The following is an 18,092-nucleotide window of genomic DNA, read 5'->3' as shown; positions in this document are numbered from 1 at the left end:
CCCATTCCTTTATGGAAGTAAGACCCCTAAGAGATGATTAGGTAGATAGGCTAGAAGTGGAAGTGCAGCAATGTATGGAGCGGACTAGTACTAATTGGTCGAGGACTTAACCAAGTAAGGTTGTTCTCTAAAGAAATAATAATATCTAGTTTTGAAAGAACGAAGTTCTTTCAGATAAATAGTGTGGTGGCGATAGCTAGAAGGATACACCTGTTCCCATGCCGAACACAGCAGTTAAGCTTCTAAACGCCGAGAGTAGTTAGAGGATCGCCTCTTGCAAGGGTAGGAAGTTGCCGCGCAATTTTGAGAGTTTTCGATGTTTATCGAAAACTCTTTTTTTATATAAAATTCTGTGTTTTATGGTAAAATAACAATTAATGTACATAAATAAGGAGTAATTTATATGAAAAAAATTAAACTCTCTTTAGGCTGGCAGATACTTGTTGGTTTAATTTTGGGAATTATATTGGGGATAATTTTTTATAAAAATGCAACAGCAATTACTGCAATGCAAAGTATTGGAACTATTTTTATCCGATTAATCCAAATGATTGTTATTCCAATTGTTATTTCTTGCTTAACAGTAGGAATTGCAAGTATTGGCGACATTCATAAATTAGGTAGAATTGGTGGGAAAACCATTTTATACTTTGAGCTTATGACTACTATAGCCATTATTTTGGGTTTAATTATTGGCAATATTTTCCATCCAGGTGATTTTATTAATGTTCATGCATTACATGGAACTGATATCACTCAATATTTAGCAACTGCTAAAAGTGCTAATCATAGCGGAATTTGGGGAACCTTAATTGGACTTATACCAGTTAATATTTTTAATTCAATTAGTAGTGGAGATATGATGCCAATTATTGTTTTTTCAGTATTATTTGGTTTAGGAACATCAGCAATTGGTGAAAAGGGCAAAGTAATCATTGATCTAATGGAATCTATTTCTCAAGTAATGTTTAAAATAACTGGTTGGATCATGAAGCTATCACCTATTGGAGTTTGTGCTTTAATAGGGGTTACTTTAGCTGAATTGGGACTTTCGGCACTTGCACCTTTAAGTTACTTTGTATTATTAACTTACGCTACAATGGCTATTTTTGTAATTCTAGTAATGGGTGCTGCTGCGAGAATTTTTGGTTTTAGAATTTTTGATTTGTTAAAGGTTGTTAAAGAAGAAGCAATTTTAGCATTTTCAACAGCAAGTTCTGAAGCAGCTTTACCTAGAAACATTGATAAAATGACTAAATTTGGTGTAAGTCCATCGATTGTATCATTTGTTATTCCTACTGGATACACTTTTAACCTTGATGGTTCAGCTATTTATCAATCATTAGCTGCATTATTTCTTGCGCAAGCTTATGGAATTCATTTATCAATTGGGCAACAAATTACATTATTAATTACTTTAATGATTACCTCTAAAGGAATGGCAGGAGTACCAGGAGCTTCATTTGTCGTATTACTAGCTACTTTATCCACTGTTAATATTCCAATATCTGGAATGACCTTTATTGCAGGAATCGATCGTTTTATCGATATGGCACGTACTGCAGTTAACGTTATTGGTAATTCATTGGCAACCGTTATTATTGGTAAATCAGAAAATGAATTTGATATTAAAAAAGAGAAAGCCTATATGGCAAAGCTGAAATAGAACTACAAAAAAGGACTCAGGATATATTCCTGAGTCCTTTTATTTTATTATCGTAGATAAACAGCAATTACTTTGGCGTAAGTCATGTTCCCACAACTCAACGAAGATTTCTGTGTAATCTCATAATTACTCATTTTATCTAATAATAGTAAGTTTGATATAAACTGTTGTTCATACCTCCCCAATTAGTTCCCTAAAAGGTGAAGCATCAATAGTTAATTAAATAATATTAAATTGTAAATTACTGTTATTAATTGCTGACAATTCACTGTCATTCAATGCAATTAAAGGATACTGAGATAACCAACAACAGTTAATTTTTCCTTAAATAATCTATAGCTAAAAAGTAAAGCATATGAGTTCGGGAAAATTAACTGTCAGTGGTTGTCTCAATTCAATTTTTAAAGAATTGAAACAACATTTGACAATAATTTTCCCTTGATAGAATGATCTTTGGACGCTCCGGGATCAAAAGGTAATTCTGCCATAGTTGTTTTCCCTCCTTTGAAAATCAATAATTATTTCTTTTACTATTTAATTATAGTACAAAAATGATTAAGCAATCAAGTTAATCACATCTTCATATTCATTTTATCGTAGCATTCCATACCACCTAGATTAAGTTCTGATGGTTTAACACCACGTTCCTTAGCAAATGCATTCATTAAGGTATCCATGTCCATTAAATTGAATTTTTGAGGATCTTTAGGGTCTTGTACTTCGATTTGTGCCATCATACCACCATCTTCATGTTCAATAATGTGGCAATGATACATAAATACACCAGTATGATCGAACCATACTTTAATTTTAACAGTTTCATTAGGATCAACAGCAATAGTATCTTTCAAACCAGTTTCATTAGGATATGGTGCTTTGCCATTACGTGATAGAACTTGGAATTGGCAACCGTGCATGTGATATGGATGAATCATACCACCATCGCAGTCGTTAGAATTAGTAACTTCCCAAATTTCACAACTACCTAATGTTTGTTTAGAATCAATACGTTGCATATTGAATTTTTTATCATTAATTGCGACTTCTTCATCCATACCGGACATTACAATTTTATGCACTGGGGTATCTGGAGTAACTTCAGGTGCATTCAATTTAAATAATGTATCTGGAAGTGTGGAATCGTCTTTAGCAAATTCATGAATTCTAAAATGAACAATTGGAACATCATCAGAATACAATGTTACTTCATCACCAGGTTTATAATCACTGAAATCAACCACAATTTCTGCTCTTTCAGCACAGGTTAACATTAAGTGAGTAAACTTAACTGGATGTTCTAATAAACTACCGTCACCAGCAATTTGAGTAAATGAAAGGTTATCTGAGAAGTGTAATCTCCATTCACGACGGTTAGCTCCATCTAAAATTCTAAAGCGAACTTTTTGAGTAGTTACATCAAAGTAGGGGTTAACAGTACCATTAATCATTGCAGTGGGACCTTGAACACCATCAGGATCATAGTCAGCATGGTAATCCCATTGATTGTCTTCATGGAATTTACGATCTTGCAAAATTAATGGAATATCATCGACTCCATAATTTCTTGGTAGTGGTAGTGATGCTTCATGTTCATCCTTGACGACAACAGCAGTAGCTAGACCGTGCCAAACTTGTTCAGCAGTTGATGGGCATGGATGAGCATGCAACCATAAAGTAGCAGCAGGTTGATCACATTTAAAGTTTAAAACTTTTGATTCTCCTGGATAAACAGGGGTATGACAACCACCATCAATATCACCAGGAACATTTAAGCCATGCCAGTGGTAAGTGGTTAATTCAGATAATTCATTTTTAACAGTGACATGAATATTTTTGCCACGTTTAAAAATGATTGTTTTACCTAATAATGGTTGATTATAACCCCATGTCTTAGTCTTTTGACCCGGCATAATTTGAGATTCACCAGCTTCAGCAATAACTGTGTAATACATATCAGTATCAGTTTCTTTGTCGGGCTTTAAGGCTTCCGGAATCTTTAATTTTTGTTCTGGAATATTTGGTTCTTCTAATGGAACATAACCTCCATCATGAGTGTTGAAAGCAGGTTCATAAAAGAAGTAATCATTTATTGTATTTTTATCTTCTGCCATTTATGTTCATCCTTTCTTGATAACATAACTATATAATATGATTATTTATAAATGTTTGCAAATGATAATAATTATAAATTGGGTATAAAAAAAGAGAGACGAAATTAATCGTCTCTCTAAATTATCAACAATAATAATTTTATTGTTCAGTGTACCATGGGTAATGGAAGTTACCTTCACGGTCTGTACGTTCATAAGTGTGAGCACCGAAGTAATCACGTTGTGCTTGTAGTAAGTTAGCAGGTAATACTTCAGCACGGTATGAATCAAAGTAAGTAACAGCAGCTGAAAGTGATGGAACTGGAATACCAGCCTTAGTTGCTAAAGCAACAACATCACGTGCAGCACTTTGATACTTGTTAGCGATGTCTGAGAAGTAAGGGTCTAGTAATAAGTTAGTTAACTTAGGATCCTTTTCAAAGGCATCAGTAATGTTTTGTAAGAATTGTGCACGGATGATACAACCTTCACGCCAGATTTGAGCTAATTCACCGAACTTCAAGTCCCAGTCATAGTCTTCTGAAGCGAAACGTAGTTGTTCAAAACCTTGTGCATAACTCATAATCTTACCAAAGTATAGTGCTTTACGTACTTTTTCGATAAGGTCTTTCTTGTCATCTTCACCAATAACGTCAGCAGCTTTTGGTCCATTAAGAACTTTAGCAGCATTTAGACGTTCGTCTTTTAGCATTGAGATGAAACGAGCATAAACTGATTCAGAAATAACTGATTGATCAGTACCAATTTCCATAGCGTCCATTGATGACCATTTACCAGTACCCTTGTTAGCACCACGGTCTAAGATCATGTCAACGATAGGCTTGCTCTTGTCTGAACCTAAGTCATCTTTTCTAGTTAAGATATCACCAGTGATTTCGATTAAGTAACTGTCAAGTTCACCCTTGTTCCAGTCCTTGAAGATATCAGCAAGGTCATCAACTGAAATACCAGCACCATTACGTAGAATGTTGTAGCTTTCGTCGATTAATTCTTCATCACCGTATTCGATACCATTATGAACCATTTTTACGTAGTGACCTGCACCATTTGGTCCAATGTATGAAACACATGGTTTGCCATCTTTAGCCTTAGCAGCAATCTTAGTTAAGATTGGTTCAACTAAGTCATAAGCTTCTTTTTGGCCACCTGGCATTAATGATGGTCCACGTAGGGCACCTAGTTCACCACCAGAAACACCCATACCGATGAAGTTAACACCGGATTTATCTAATTCAGCATTTCTCTTCATAGTATCGTGGAAGTTAGTGTTACCACCATCGATTAAAACATCACCTTTGTCTAATAAAGGTAATAGTTCACTGATAACAGCGTCAGTTGCTTTACCAGCTTTAACCATCATCATAATACGACGAGGAGTTTCTAGAGATTTAACAAATTCTTCAACAGAGTAACTTGGAACCAAGTTTTTGTCTGCGTGATCCTTCATTACATCTTCAGTTTTTGAAGATGAACGATTATAAATACCTACAGTGAAGCCTCGGCTTTCAATGTTAAGGGCTAAGTTCTTACCCATAACAGCCATTCCAACAACACCAATGTTTGCTTTTGATTCAGCCATTATAAACCTTCCTTTTTAAAGAAAATTGTGTATAAATATACACTTAAATTTTAACATTTTACATATTAAATGTCATATAAATTATTTTTTAATCCATTCATTACCATCGCGTGCTAATAATTCATCAGCAGCTTTTGGTCCCATTGAACCTGGAGTGTAGTTAGGGAAGTCTGGTTGGTCATTGTCCCAAACATTTCTAATTACATCAGCAAATTTCCATGCACGACCAACTTCATCCCAACTAGCAAAGTTAGTAGCGTCGCCTAGGATGGCATCGTGAATAAGTCTTTCGTATGGTTCTGGAGTAGCAGCTTTTTCAGCATCTGATTGAACATGAGTTAAATCAAGTGGTTGCATTTCCATACCTTGTCCAGCTTTCTTACCATTTAGATGTAAGATTACCTTATTAACAGGGTCAACGAATAATGTTAGAACATTGTTTTGTAAGTCGCCTTCTTGTTTGCCTGAAGCAGCAAAGATATCGATAAGAGGTTTCTTAAATACAATGTCAATACGAGTAAACTTATCAGCTAACATCTTACCAGTTCTGATATAGAATGGTACGTTTGCCCAACGTTTGTTATCAAACATTACTTTACCTGCAACGTATGTTTCTGTATTTGAATCTTCAGGAACATTGTCTTCATGGCGATAATCAGCTTGATCACCATTTTTACCATATTGTCCACGAACAAAGTTTTCACGAACTTCATCTGGTGAGTAGATTCTCATGCTACGTAAAGCACGAATCTTTTCACTACGAACATCAACATCTTTAAATGAAACTGGATCTTCCATAGTAAGGATGCTTAACATTTGCATAGTGTGGTTTTGAATCATATCACGAAGGGCACCAGCACCATCGTAATATCCAGCACGTTCTTCAACTCCTAATTTTTCTGCTAGGGTAACTTGAACGTTTTTAATGTATTTATTATTCCAAATACCTTCGATAAGTGGATTGCCAAAACGTAATGCTAAGATGTTTTGAACCATTTCCTTACCTAAGTAGTGGTCGATTCTGTAAACTTGGTTTTCGTTAAATGATTTACCTAACGCATTATTTAATTCTTCAGCAGATTCGTAATCACGACCGAATGGTTTTTCGATGATTAAACGATTGAAACCGCCATTATCTGATAAGCAATTATGTGCTTTTAGATTCTTAGCGACAGTACCAAAGAAGTTAGGAGCCATTGAGATGTAGAAAATACGATTTCCTTGAATATCATATTTATCATCTAATTTGTTAGCGTATTCACTTAGTGCATCATAATGTTCAGGATTAGTTACATCATGTGACATGTAGTAAAAGTGACTAGCGAAGCCTTTAGCTTCATCTTCACTTTCAGCATTGTCTTTTACTGATTCCACAATAACTTCGTGGAATTTGTCGTCACTCCATTCACGACGACCAGTTCCAATTAATGCAAAATGTTCTTGATCAATGTAGCCCTTTTTATATAAATTGAAAATTGAAGGGTATAGTTTACGTTTAGCTAAGTCACCTGTTGCACCAAAAAGCATGAACAAGGCACGAGTTGCTGTTGCCAATACCGTCACTCCTTATACAAAATTTGAACGAAGCTACAATAAATGTCTAACTAAATAAACGATTTATTTCGCTCTATATACATGGTTATTATATAACACAAATTGAAATTAAAAAAGTGTTTTAATTCTACACAAAATGGATATGAAAACGCTTTATTATTTTTATAAGCGAATTGTTTAGAAAAGTGTTCAACAAAAGCTTTATAATTGTATAAATGAATATTTTACATAAAAGGGGGAATCATTATGAAGAAAAGAAAAGGATTAGGGATGAAATTAATCTTTATGTATTCTTTGTTACTTAATTCAGGGGCATCATTTATGTGGCCGTTAGTAACAATGTATATAAATGATTATCTACATAAATCTTTAATGGTTTCAGGAGTTTCATTATTATTAATGTCTAGTTTTATGATTATTGGTAATTATGTAGGAGGCTTTTTATTTGATCGATGGTCAGCTTATAAGGCTTCGATGATTGGAATTTCAATTTCAACCTTTGCAATTCTTGCTTTAATTTTCTTCAACGGGTGGCCAACATTTGCGATTTTACTATTGTTCTTGGGTTTTGGTGATGGGATTAACCTGACATTACTGAATTCCTATGCAACTACGGTTAAAGATCGTGATGTTCGTTCAGTTTTTAATCTGTTATATATTGGCTTAAACTTAGGAGTAGTCATTGGAACTGCAATGGTTGGTTATTTATTAAAGTATGGAGTTGCAACTGTCTTTATTGCTGCCGGTATTTTTTATGTAGCTCTTTGGTTAATGACTTTCTTTTACTTTAATGTTGATTTTAATGATTCCCAATCACTTCCAGCTGATAAGAAACAACCAGTTAAAACGGTTGAACATTCTAAAATTAATTTGATTTATCCTATTTGTATGATGGTATTCGGTGTTTATCTAAGTTATACCTTGTGGGAAAGTGTCATGTCCGTTCATATGGTTAATATGGGAATTTCTTTTGAAAGTTATTCTAGTCTTTGGACGGTTAACGGTTTAATGATTGTTATTGGACAACCATTGATTAACTATTTAAGTAAAAAAACTAAAATAAAAATTTCTACACAAGTCTTTATTGGGATTTTAATATTTGCAATTTCTTTCTACGGATTAATATTTGTAAAAAGTTATACAGGATTTTTATTGATCATGGTATTTTTAACTTTTGGAGAAATGATTGGACTACCTGATGTGCCTGCTTGGATTGATCAATTATCTAGTAAATCTGAAAAGGGAAAATATCAAGGAGTCTTTAATGCTTTAATGTCAGCTGGAAGGGCAATTAGTCCTTTGTATGGTGGGCTATTTGTTGAATATTTAGGATATAATCCATTATTCATCTTCACAGCTACCGTTATAATGGTGACATGGCTTATTGTAATATATAAAAATAAAAAATCTGCTTAAATAAAAACGCTTTATGTTCTAAACATAAAGCGTTTTTGTTTATCCTTGTAGGAAACCTTGTGATTTAATTGCAGGTAATAAGTCCTTACGATAATTTCCTTTTGCAATATCTGACCAAATATTTTTGAAGAAGTTAGTATCTCGCTTACTACCTTTACGATTTTTATAATATTCATTCAATGTTTTATCAAATTTTTCGACAATTTGCATGTCAGGTTCTTGATATCCGTTTTCAAAATGAATAAGTTCATTGTTAATGCGAGGCTTTAAATCAGGCATTGATGCAGGATGCCCAATTGCTAATCCCAAAACTGGAAAGGTTAGTTCAGGCAAGTTAAACATTTCAATAATTTCTTTGGGATTATTATAGATGCTTCCCATAATGGTTCCACCTAAGCCCATACTTTCAGCTGTTAATAAAGTATTTTGTACTGCTAAATCAACATCATGTACTGAGGCTAAAAATTTATCTGCAGAATGAAGAGCTTCTAAATTAGCATCTGGTTTGTGATGCTTAATAATTTGCGCATTACGATGTTGGTCAGCAATGAATAAGAAAAAATGACCAGCTTTATCTGGCAAATGGTGCAGAGTAATTTCGCCTAAACGTGCCAACTTCTTAGGATCAGTTACACTGATAATTGAATATTGTTGTTCACTCATGCTGTTAGACGTTCTTTGAGCAGCATTGACTAATATATTAACTTCTTCATCAGTTAATTTTTCGTCTGTAAAATCACGAATACTACGATGATTTTGAATAGTTTTTAAAACTTCATTATCAATTGCTATGATTCAAAACTCCTTAAGATATTTTAAAAAAGTTTATCAGCAAATTTTAGTTTTTCAAAGCAGTTTGCTTTAGTAAGTTATATATTCTTGGTAAGTCACGGTCAGTACCGCGTAACTCAAAATCACTAACAAATGGACAATCAAAAGACTCAGCGTAGCGTTTTGCTGATAGGCAGTATTGTTCATTAAAATTTTTATTTCCTGATCCAACAACACCAATGCAATAATCACGATTATTGTCGTAAGCAATATATTCACCTAAAGCATTGGTCATCATTTCTTTCACACCATTATCAATACCGTTGCCACCATCTAAATAGGTGGGTACGAAAGCAAAAAAGTTACTATGTTCATGTGCAAAATCAGTTTGATCTGAAACTTCAGTGGCTTCAATAGTGGGGTTGTTACTGTCTTTTTTGTTTTCTTCATTGGCAAAATTAGTTAAATTATTAACGAAATTTTTGGTGTTACCAGCGATTGATATATATAGAATACGAATAGGTTTCAATGGAAGGCTTCCTTTCAATACAAAAAAATCTGTTAGAAATTAATTCTAACAGATTTTTATAATAATGATTATTTTTTGTTATCTTCACTAATCTTTTCTTCTTGATTATTGGAATCAAGATCATCATTTACATTAACTTCAAATAAATTAATAAATGAATTTTCAAAATGAAGAACTTTAAATGTAAATTGATCAACTGTAAATTCAGTTCCGGGTTCAATTTTCATATTAGGATGATTATCAATAAAGTAACCAGAAAGGGTTACGCTATCTGATTTGCTGAAGTCTTTGATTTCGGTTCTAAAGTAACGTTCAAAATCATAAGTAGTCATTTTACCGCTAACTTGGTAGGTACCTTTAGGTTGTTTAAAGATATATTCGTTGGTTGCAGGATCAATTTCATCTCTGACAGTACCAAATAATTCTTCGTAAATATCTTTATCAGTAATAATTCCTGAAGTTCCACCATATTCATCAACAACTACAACAATAGGGGTACGTAATTTAATCATTTGTTGTAAAACTTCAGTGATTTTCATGTTTTCTGGCACAGTTGCGATATCTCTTAATAAACGTTCAACTTTAATATCTGGATTGACACGTGATTGACGAACCATGTCATAACAGTAAACATATCCTAAAATGTTATCTTTATTATTATTTTCAACAATTGGAATTCGACTATATTTTGTTTGTAGATATTTACCAATAGCGTTTTTAACATTAGTATTAATGTCCATAACTGTTAGTTGAGTACGATCAATCATGATATCCTTAGCCACTTTATCGTTGAAATCAAAGGCTCTTTGCATATACAAGTAGTCATATTTTTCAAGAGCACCATTTTTAACAGCGTCTTTAGAAATGTTTAAGATTTCAGCTTGTGACATGGATTCATCACTTTCGTCAGTCATTTTAAGACCCATCAATTTAACTACACCGGCTGCGGTGACATTAATTGCCCAAACACCAGGGTAGAAAATTTTATGGAAATAATGTAATGGAGTAGCGACAAATCCCAAAATCTTTCTAGGCATTGCAATACTGATGTTCTTAGGAACAACTTCAGTAAATACAACTTCTAAGTAAGTTAAAATTAATACACCAACAATACTACCAATTGCATGAGCAGTACCTGGATTAATAAAATTAGGATCAATTTCTAGTAGATCGAATAATCCATCTACGAATAATGCTTCACCAATCCAACCCATGATAATACCACTAAGTGATACTCCTACTTGAGTTGTTGATAAATAATCATTTAAATTAGTTATCATGAACATTTCACGAGATAACTTTTTAGATTTACCTTTATTTTCTTGTTCTTCCTCCAGCATACTGTAACGTGTTTGAACTAAAGCAAATTCACACGCAACAAAGAATGCCGCAAAGAAGAAGGCTATTAAAACAATGATGATTTGAAAAGCTAATGCACCACTATCCAACAGAACATTCCCCGTTTCTTTTATATAAATTATATGTAATTAACTACATTAACTACATTATACCTGTTATTAGGCCTTATTTTAAGTCATTTGCTAATGAAGTGCCATTATTGTCTGTTATTATTGCCTAATTTATGAAGAATAAAAAAATAAATTGTTCGAAATGGTTTAAATAATTTGTAAAATCGCATAAAATAGGAAAAGTAACTCATCAAGCAGGAAAAGAGCAGCCATTGGCTGCTCTTTTTCTTTACTCGATTATTTCGGTTAATAAATCTAATAGTTTATCACGATTCCAAAGATCAACATTTAGTTCTCTGCTAGCGCTGATAGCGTGTGGAGTAAAATAACTATTACTAATGACAATTGCTTTTTTACATTTATAGTATTCAACACCAGAAATAACTTCTTGAACTGCCTTAATACCAACTGGTGAGGAATATAGCTTACATTGAAATCCATAAGTGGTTTCACCATTTTTGGCCAGGACATCGACGCCATAATCACTGCTACCTTTAGTTGATTTCACATCTTGAAAGCCCAATTTGGTTAGTAATTTACAAGTCAGTTTTTCAAATTGATAGCCATCAAATCCATCAATTTCTTTCAATTTATTTTTAGCTTGGAAGTTTAAAAATTCAATGTATTGATGACTTGATGTTTTTGTTTTTAATTGTTCTGCTTTTTGTTTTAATTCATCAATTTCTGTTAAAAGCTCACTTTTTTCATTTTTTACATAACTTAAATCTTGATAAACTTTATTAATTTCATTCACTTGTTGGCTTAGTTTTTGTTTATATGCAGTCATTGAATCAATTGTTTCTTCTAAACTATTTTTTTGCATTCTCATTTGTTCGATTTGTTTACTGTAATTATTAGATTGCTGATAGAACGTTTCTTGATTCATTTTTACATTTGAATTATCATACTGAATATTTTTATGTTGATTATACTTAACTTTGAAGATGAAAGCTTTACGACCAGTTAGATTAAAATAAATGGTCTTTAATAAGTTTCTTTCACGACTAGGCATAATTATGTAAATTAGGGCCAAACTGGTAAATATAGACAATATTTGCGTAATCCAAATATTTAATTCACTAGTTTTAAATTCACTAATTCCAGTAATCATGCTAATAGCGATTAAAATACATAGACATCTTCTAATAGTATTCCAGGTTTTCACTGTTAATTACTCTTTCTAATTTATAATTACCATTATTTTATCAAAAAAAGGATATAATTCCTAGTATGACAAGGATAGACGAATAAAAGGGATGCATTATATGCATCCCCTTTTATTAACCTTTATTTTGTTTGAGTGTTTTTATATTTTTGCGATGACTTTGAAAACCATAACTATTGGCAATTACATATTGTGGACGGTGCTTAGATGCATCAAACGTTCTAAATAAATAGTTACCAATAATGCCCATGCCAAGCATAGTCATTCCGCTTAGGATAAACAACGCTGAAGTGGCAAAGATAACAGTGGTAAATTGATTGAACATCATGATAAATCCGTATAGCAAGCCAATTATGATACTAATAGCACCGACATAATTTATTAATTTTAAAGGCACATCTGAAAATGATGTTAACCCATCACTTGCTAAACGGGTCATTTTAGAAAGTGGATATTTAGTTTCACCAGCTAATCTTTCTTGACGTTCATATTGAACAGAAGTTTGCTTAAAGCCAACCCAACTAACTAAGCCTCTAACAAATGGTTCAGGTTCTTTTAATTTCGATAAGGTATTTACTACTTTTCGATCCATTAATCTAAAATCACCAGTATCTAATGAAATATCAATACTAGATATTCTATGCATCACTCGATAAAAAGTTTTGGCAGTTAGTTTTTTAAATAATGTTTCACCTTCACGTACTAGACGTTTACCATAAACAACATCATAACCAGCACGCCATTTTTGAATCATATTAGGAATGACAGAAGGAGGATCTTGTAAATCTGCATCCATAACGACCACTGCATCACCGTTAGCATATCTAATACCCGCGGTAATTGCTAATTGATGACCAAAGTTTCGTGAAAATTCAATAACTTTAATATTTGAATATTTATTTTGTTCTTTATTAATGATTTCAATGCTTTTATCTTTTGATCCATCATCAACAAAAATTAATTCATATTGTTCTGCTTGGTATTTAATAAATTTTTCTAATATTTCAATTGTGTTGTTAATCCCAGCTTCTTCATTAAAGACTGGTAACACAATTGAAATTAAAGCTTGATTATTTGGCATCTTTTTACCTCCTAACAATTATTTATAAATATTTGAAAGGTCGTATAATGTTTCACTTGAATTTTGCGGACCACCATTCATCTGATGATTGGATGATTTGCTTGGCATCCTTTGATTAGGCATTCTCGTTTTTTTATTGTTACCGAAATGACCTTGTTTATTACTTGAAGTAGAAGTATCACCATATGTTTTAGCTGATACTTTTTTACCATGTTTCTTAATCCAATTAACAATGGAACTATTAGTTGAACCAGACTTACCACCATCTAAATAGTATTTAACTTGGCCAGATTTAACTAACTGTTTAAATTTGGATAGGGTCATTGCAGGATCAGTTCCATTAAATCCCCCCATAGCCATGACTGCTTTTTTAGTCTTAATGATATAAGGAGCAGCTGTTCCTGAATCGGCAGTAGCGAATAAGTATTTAGCATTACCTTGATTTTTTTGTAAAAACTTTAATAAATTATTATTGACTGATCCATTACCAATACCACCTTGATTGCCATGACTGGTTAATAAATCAGGCCCGGCACTAGGAATAGCATCCGAAGTTTTAGCAATAGTAGGAGTCATCGACCAGAAACTAGGCGCAATTGCGATAGTTATCAAACCAGCAACAATGACATTTTTTATTATCTTTTTGGATCTGATAAAGATAATGCCTAAACTAGTTGCGATACCAATTACTAGAATCAGAATTGTTAACCATGAGTAATAACTTGATACATACCATGCTTGAAGCATTGCAGTAACAGCGATTGCAAGTGGTAAGAAGTAAAAACGGATATCTTTGCGATTAAATACTTTGAGAGCCTTAAGCATCCCCATTAAGCCAATACCACTTAAAGCAGCAATTGCTGGCGCTAACATGATGGTGTAATAGGGATGGAAGAAACTAGCGACGGAGAAAAAGCCGCCAACTAGTACTAACCAACCGGTCCATAGTACAATTTGTTTTTGCTTTTCAGTAGTTTGATACCATTTTCTTCTAGGATCAGCATATACAATGTAAGAGGCAAGCATTCCAATAATAGCAAATGGTAATAGCCAACTAATTTGTGGGCCTAGCGCTGATTGAAATAGTCTTAATGGACCAGCAGTACCAATATTAAAGATACTACCGCCACCACCTCCACCAGGAGCACCACCATTTTTCATGCCAGCAGGTTTATTGCCACCAGGCATTTTCATATTATTTTTTTGTTGTTTATTTTTACTCATATTAGGTGGGGTTGGTTGATTGTTATTAGTTTGCTTATTGTTATTTTTAGACTTTTGATTGCCCATCCCTTTAAAAGTTCCACCGGTACCAGTAGTTTGACCTAATAGGCGTTGAGTCCCATTGTAGCCAAATGCCAATTCCATTACTGAATTGTGTTCGGAACCACCTTCATAAGGACGATTATTGGCGGATGTCATATCTACCGATAAAGGCCATGCAAGCGTTAAAACTACTAAGGAAATCATTGCTAGTACGGTGTGAATAGTTTTTTGCTTCCAGTTAGTTTTACTAGCAATCCAGTAGAATAGAAGCATTGCTGGGACAATCATGAATGCTTGGAGCATTTTGATGTTGAAAGAAAAGCCAATTAGGGCAAAACTACCCATTAACCAGAAAATATTTTTCTTATCGACTGCTTTTTGTAACATCCATAATGATAATAATAGGAAATAGACTAATGTAGCATCCATATTATTAGTTCTTGAATCAGCAACGACAATAGGCGTGATTGTCATTACAAACGCAGCAATACGCCCAGCATTTTTACCAAATTTGGGTTTGATTAGTCGATACATTAAATAAACAGAACCAACGCCAAATAAAACAGAAGGTAAAACGACGCTAAAGTTTGAGACCCCAAAGATATTAGCTGAGATGGCCATAAACCATAAAGCAATTGGTGGTTTGTCCACCGTAATATATCCAGCAGGGTCAAAACTGGCATACCAGAAGTTCTTAAAACTTTGTGTCATGCTAGTGATTGCAGAAGTATAAAAATCATTGGCGGAACCAGTTTTCCAAATCCCGTAGCCATACAGAACTAATGCAATTACTAAAATGATCGTTAAAATCCAATCGATATTAAATTTATAGTGACGAGCTTGTAATCGATTTTTATTTTTCATTTGTATTCCTCCTTATTGTGATGATTGGAAAAGACCCAATATTTGCTTAAGCAAAAGTTTGTCGGTATGGTAATAATTAAAGCAATTAATGGAATGATTTTTTCATTAATTGTAGATTGAGTGCTTATTAAATACGTTATCGTAACGCTTAATAGCCATGTTAATAGATAAGTTGTATAGTATTTAACAGCAATTTTACTTAAATTATTATTGGACTTAAATACCCATTGCTTATTAATAGTCAGACCAATAACTGAAGTAATCCCATACCCAATTGCCATTGCAATTGTCGGATTAGTTATGTGCCATAATAATGTATAAATAAGATAAGTTAAAACGGTATTAATTAAGCCAATGATACCGAACTTAAAAAGTTGCTTAATCCATAACATCATATTGACCAATTCCTTTCTTTTGAATATTTTAAGTATAATTTAAGCGACATAAACTAAACTTAAACTAATCATAAAGAAAACTTAAAAATAAAATTTTTTGGGGGGTATTTAAATGGAAGATTTAAATATTTTAATTGTAGAAGATGACGAAGCACTTGCTGAGAGTGTAGAACAATTTTTAAAACCAATTGGCAACACTAAAGTTGTGCATGATGGCTTTGAAGGTCAGATGCTTGGTCAAGATGGTATTTATGATATTGCTATTTTAGATTTAATGCTGCCAGAAATTGGTGGCTATGACATTTTAAAACATTGGCGTAATGTTGATGAAATTGACATGCCAGTGCTTATTTTAACCGCTAAAGATACTCTAAGTGATAAAGTGAGAGGCTTTGAACTAGGTGCGGACGATTATTTAACCAAACCATTTCACCGTGAAGAACTGGTTATGCGAGTAAAAGCATTACTAAAACGAGCAGGTCGTATCGGTAATAATAATCAATTAACATATGCCGGTTTTACAGTTGAATTTAATCGCCATGAAGTGGAATACAAAAATCAGCAATTACAACTAAATGGTAAGGAATATGATTTATTAGTTTATTTCTTGCAAAATCCTTCAACTATTATTACTAAAGATCAAATCTTTGATCGCTTATGGGGCTTTGAATCAGAAACTTCGTTAACGGTAGTTGAGGTTTATATGAGTAATTTAAGAAAGAAAATTAAACAAGTTTCAGGAGATAATCCAATTAAAACATTGCGTAATGTTGGCTATATGCTAGAGGGTGCTGAATAGTGAAAGAAAAAGTTTTAGAACATAAACAACAATTAAAATTCTTTATTAAAGAATTAATTGGTTTTGCTATTTTATTTGCATCACTGGGATTTATTGTTTATTTTTTCTTTCAGCATTCGATTTATTCTAATATTGATGCTGGTCTATATAGTCAAAAACATCATATTGAAAGAAATGTAAATCAAGGACCTTTATCGGTACAACCTAGTAATCGTCCAACGCCATTCAATCCTGATAAGAATGCAGCCTTTCAAACTAATATTATTGTTTTTAATAAAGATGGTAAAATCTTAAACAAAAATATGTTAGGGCAACGTTCTTATACCCTATTAAATAAAATCACTTTAAGTAAACATAGTATTAATGAAACTCGGGATGTTAATTTAAAAGCTCGTGATTTTACGACGCACTTTCGTTCATTATTAATAAAAGTTGATAAGTATAATGATAATCCAGATTATGCGGGCAATTATGTATTGATTTTACAGAATATTGATGCCGATTTATTAGCACTGCATAGCTTTATTGAAGCATTAATTCTTACTTTAATTTTCTTTTGGATTATCGCAATTTTGATTGCTTATTATTTATCTAAGTCTAGTATGAAACCTGTGATGAAAGCTTGGCATAAACAAAAAGAATTTAGTGCGAATGCTGCGCACGAATTAAGAACACCATTAACGGTGATTCAGAATCAAATGGAATTTTTATTAACGAAGCCCAATGCTAAAATCATTGATCAAATTCACCCTATTTCAACCACTTTAGAGGAATCTAAACATCTTAAAACGTTGACGCAAAGATTGTTAACATTAGCACGTTCGGATTCCAACATCATTCAATCTAATAAACAAAATGTGGAGCTAAAACCATTTTTTGAACAGATAGTGCAACCATTTTTTGAAATTACTAATAGTCAACAAAAAGTGTTATTAAGTGATATTAATGTTAGTGGGCATGGTAATTTAGATGGTGATTTAATTAAACAATTAATGGTAATTTTAATGGATAATGCGATTAAATATACTCCCACTGGTGGTAGCGTAAATGTAAAAATTTCTAATAATCATAACAACTTAAAACTTTTAATTTCAGATACAGGAAATGGTATTTCAGATGCAGATAAAGAGCATATTTTTGAAAGATTTTATCGGACTGATAAATCAAGAAACTCCAAAACTGGTGGTAATGGACTAGGATTATCCATCGCCCAATGGATTGTTAACCAACATCATGGAAAAATTTCGGTACGTGATAATCATCCGACTGGTACAGTATTTGTTGTAAATATTAGTATCTAATCTAACTGTTATATTTGTAAAGAAAACTTAAACTCTATTTAACCTATTTTCATACTGCTCTTTGTTACAATTAAAATATTATCAATAGAAGGAAGGTGTAAAAGATATAGGGTATTATGTTGAATA

Annotated in this window: 14 protein-coding genes and 2 rRNA genes; 6 read left to right on the top strand and 10 right to left on the bottom strand. The window is 32.8% G+C overall.

Annotated features, from left to right (window positions below; genetic code table 11):
• From DY123_RS01840 to DY123_RS01830, 3 genes are all read left to right on the top strand, one after another.
• Window positions 1-114: ribosomal RNA gene (locus DY123_RS01840) — 23S ribosomal RNA — on the top strand; the annotation flags it as partial.
• Between the two features lie 68 nt (window positions 115-182).
• Window positions 183-299, top strand: a 5S ribosomal RNA gene (rrf, locus tag DY123_RS01835).
• A gap of 104 nt (window positions 300-403) precedes the next feature.
• Entirely contained in the window at window positions 404-1,666 is a 1,263-nt protein-coding gene (locus tag DY123_RS01830; RefSeq protein WP_140936175.1) for a cation:dicarboxylate symporter family transporter, read from the top strand.
• A 572-nt stretch (window positions 1,667-2,238) separates the two neighbouring features.
• Here the strand turns inward: DY123_RS01830 and DY123_RS01825 are convergent.
• From DY123_RS01825 to zwf, 3 genes are all read right to left on the bottom strand, one after another.
• Window positions 2,239-3,777 (bottom strand): multicopper oxidase family protein, encoded by a 1,539-nt coding sequence (locus tag DY123_RS01825; RefSeq protein WP_140936174.1) that lies wholly within the window; start codon window positions 3,775-3,777, stop codon window positions 2,239-2,241.
• 139 nt (window positions 3,778-3,916) lie between these two features.
• Window positions 3,917-5,356 carry an NADP-dependent phosphogluconate dehydrogenase gene (gnd, locus tag DY123_RS01820; protein WP_105987497.1) on the bottom strand — a complete coding sequence of 480 codons (1,440 nt, stop codon included), beginning with the start codon at window positions 5,354-5,356 and terminating at the stop codon, window positions 3,917-3,919.
• A gap of 81 nt (window positions 5,357-5,437) precedes the next feature.
• A complete protein-coding gene (gene zwf, locus DY123_RS01815; RefSeq protein WP_140923877.1) occupies window positions 5,438-6,910 on the bottom strand; it encodes a glucose-6-phosphate dehydrogenase in 1,473 nt (490 codons plus the stop codon).
• Between the two features lie 246 nt (window positions 6,911-7,156).
• On the opposite strand from zwf, the gene DY123_RS01810 reads away from it, so the two are divergent.
• Window positions 7,157-8,326 (top strand): MDR family MFS transporter, encoded by a 1,170-nt coding sequence (locus DY123_RS01810; protein ID WP_105964016.1) that lies wholly within the window; start codon window positions 7,157-7,159, stop codon window positions 8,324-8,326.
• A 39-nt stretch (window positions 8,327-8,365) separates the two neighbouring features.
• Here DY123_RS01810 and DY123_RS01805 read toward each other — a convergent pair whose 3' ends face one another.
• The 7 genes from DY123_RS01805 to DY123_RS01775 form a co-directional block, all read right to left on the bottom strand.
• Window positions 8,366-9,088, bottom strand: a complete 723-nt coding sequence (locus DY123_RS01805; RefSeq protein ID WP_225426738.1) for a nitroreductase family protein — start codon at window positions 9,086-9,088, stop codon at window positions 8,366-8,368.
• Window positions 9,089-9,164: 76 nt separating this feature from the next.
• Window positions 9,165-9,626 (bottom strand): class Ib ribonucleoside-diphosphate reductase assembly flavoprotein NrdI, encoded by a 462-nt coding sequence (nrdI, locus tag DY123_RS01800; RefSeq protein WP_105964015.1) that lies wholly within the window; start codon window positions 9,624-9,626, stop codon window positions 9,165-9,167.
• A gap of 68 nt (window positions 9,627-9,694) precedes the next feature.
• Window positions 9,695-11,074 carry a hemolysin family protein gene (locus tag DY123_RS01795; protein ID WP_140925905.1) on the bottom strand — a complete coding sequence of 460 codons (1,380 nt, stop codon included), beginning with the start codon at window positions 11,072-11,074 and terminating at the stop codon, window positions 9,695-9,697.
• Between the two features lie 250 nt (window positions 11,075-11,324).
• Entirely contained in the window at window positions 11,325-12,260 is a 936-nt protein-coding gene (locus DY123_RS01790) for a restriction endonuclease (RefSeq protein WP_140936173.1), read from the bottom strand.
• Window positions 12,261-12,375: 115 nt separating this feature from the next.
• A complete protein-coding gene (locus DY123_RS01785; protein ID WP_140936172.1) occupies window positions 12,376-13,341 on the bottom strand; it encodes a glycosyltransferase family 2 protein in 966 nt (321 codons plus the stop codon).
• Window positions 13,342-13,359: 18 nt separating this feature from the next.
• Window positions 13,360-15,471: an ArnT family glycosyltransferase gene (locus DY123_RS01780; protein WP_140936171.1), complete on the bottom strand. Its 2,112-nt coding sequence runs from the start codon at window positions 15,469-15,471 to the stop codon at window positions 13,360-13,362.
• Window positions 15,468-15,866: a GtrA family protein gene (locus tag DY123_RS01775; RefSeq protein ID WP_225426731.1), complete on the bottom strand. Its 399-nt coding sequence runs from the start codon at window positions 15,864-15,866 to the stop codon at window positions 15,468-15,470. The genes DY123_RS01780 and DY123_RS01775 overlap by 4 nt, the downstream gene beginning before the upstream one ends.
• Before the next feature lie 112 nt (window positions 15,867-15,978).
• On the opposite strand from DY123_RS01775, the gene DY123_RS01770 reads away from it, so the two are divergent.
• Both DY123_RS01770 and DY123_RS01765 read left to right on the top strand, forming a co-directional pair.
• Complete coding sequence (locus tag DY123_RS01770) at window positions 15,979-16,665, top strand: response regulator transcription factor (protein ID WP_140936170.1); 687 nt, start codon at window positions 15,979-15,981, stop codon at window positions 16,663-16,665.
• Window positions 16,665-17,966 (top strand): sensor histidine kinase, encoded by a 1,302-nt coding sequence (locus tag DY123_RS01765; protein WP_140936169.1) that lies wholly within the window; start codon window positions 16,665-16,667, stop codon window positions 17,964-17,966. Before DY123_RS01770 ends, DY123_RS01765 begins: the two co-directional genes overlap by 1 nt.
• Window positions 17,967-18,092: the final 126 nt, after the last annotated feature.

The sequence above is a fragment of the Apilactobacillus micheneri genome, assembly GCF_006493595.1.
Lineage (GTDB): Bacteria > Bacillota > Bacilli > Lactobacillales > Lactobacillaceae > Apilactobacillus > Apilactobacillus micheneri.
This window is presented reverse-complemented; position numbering and strand designations above follow the sequence as displayed.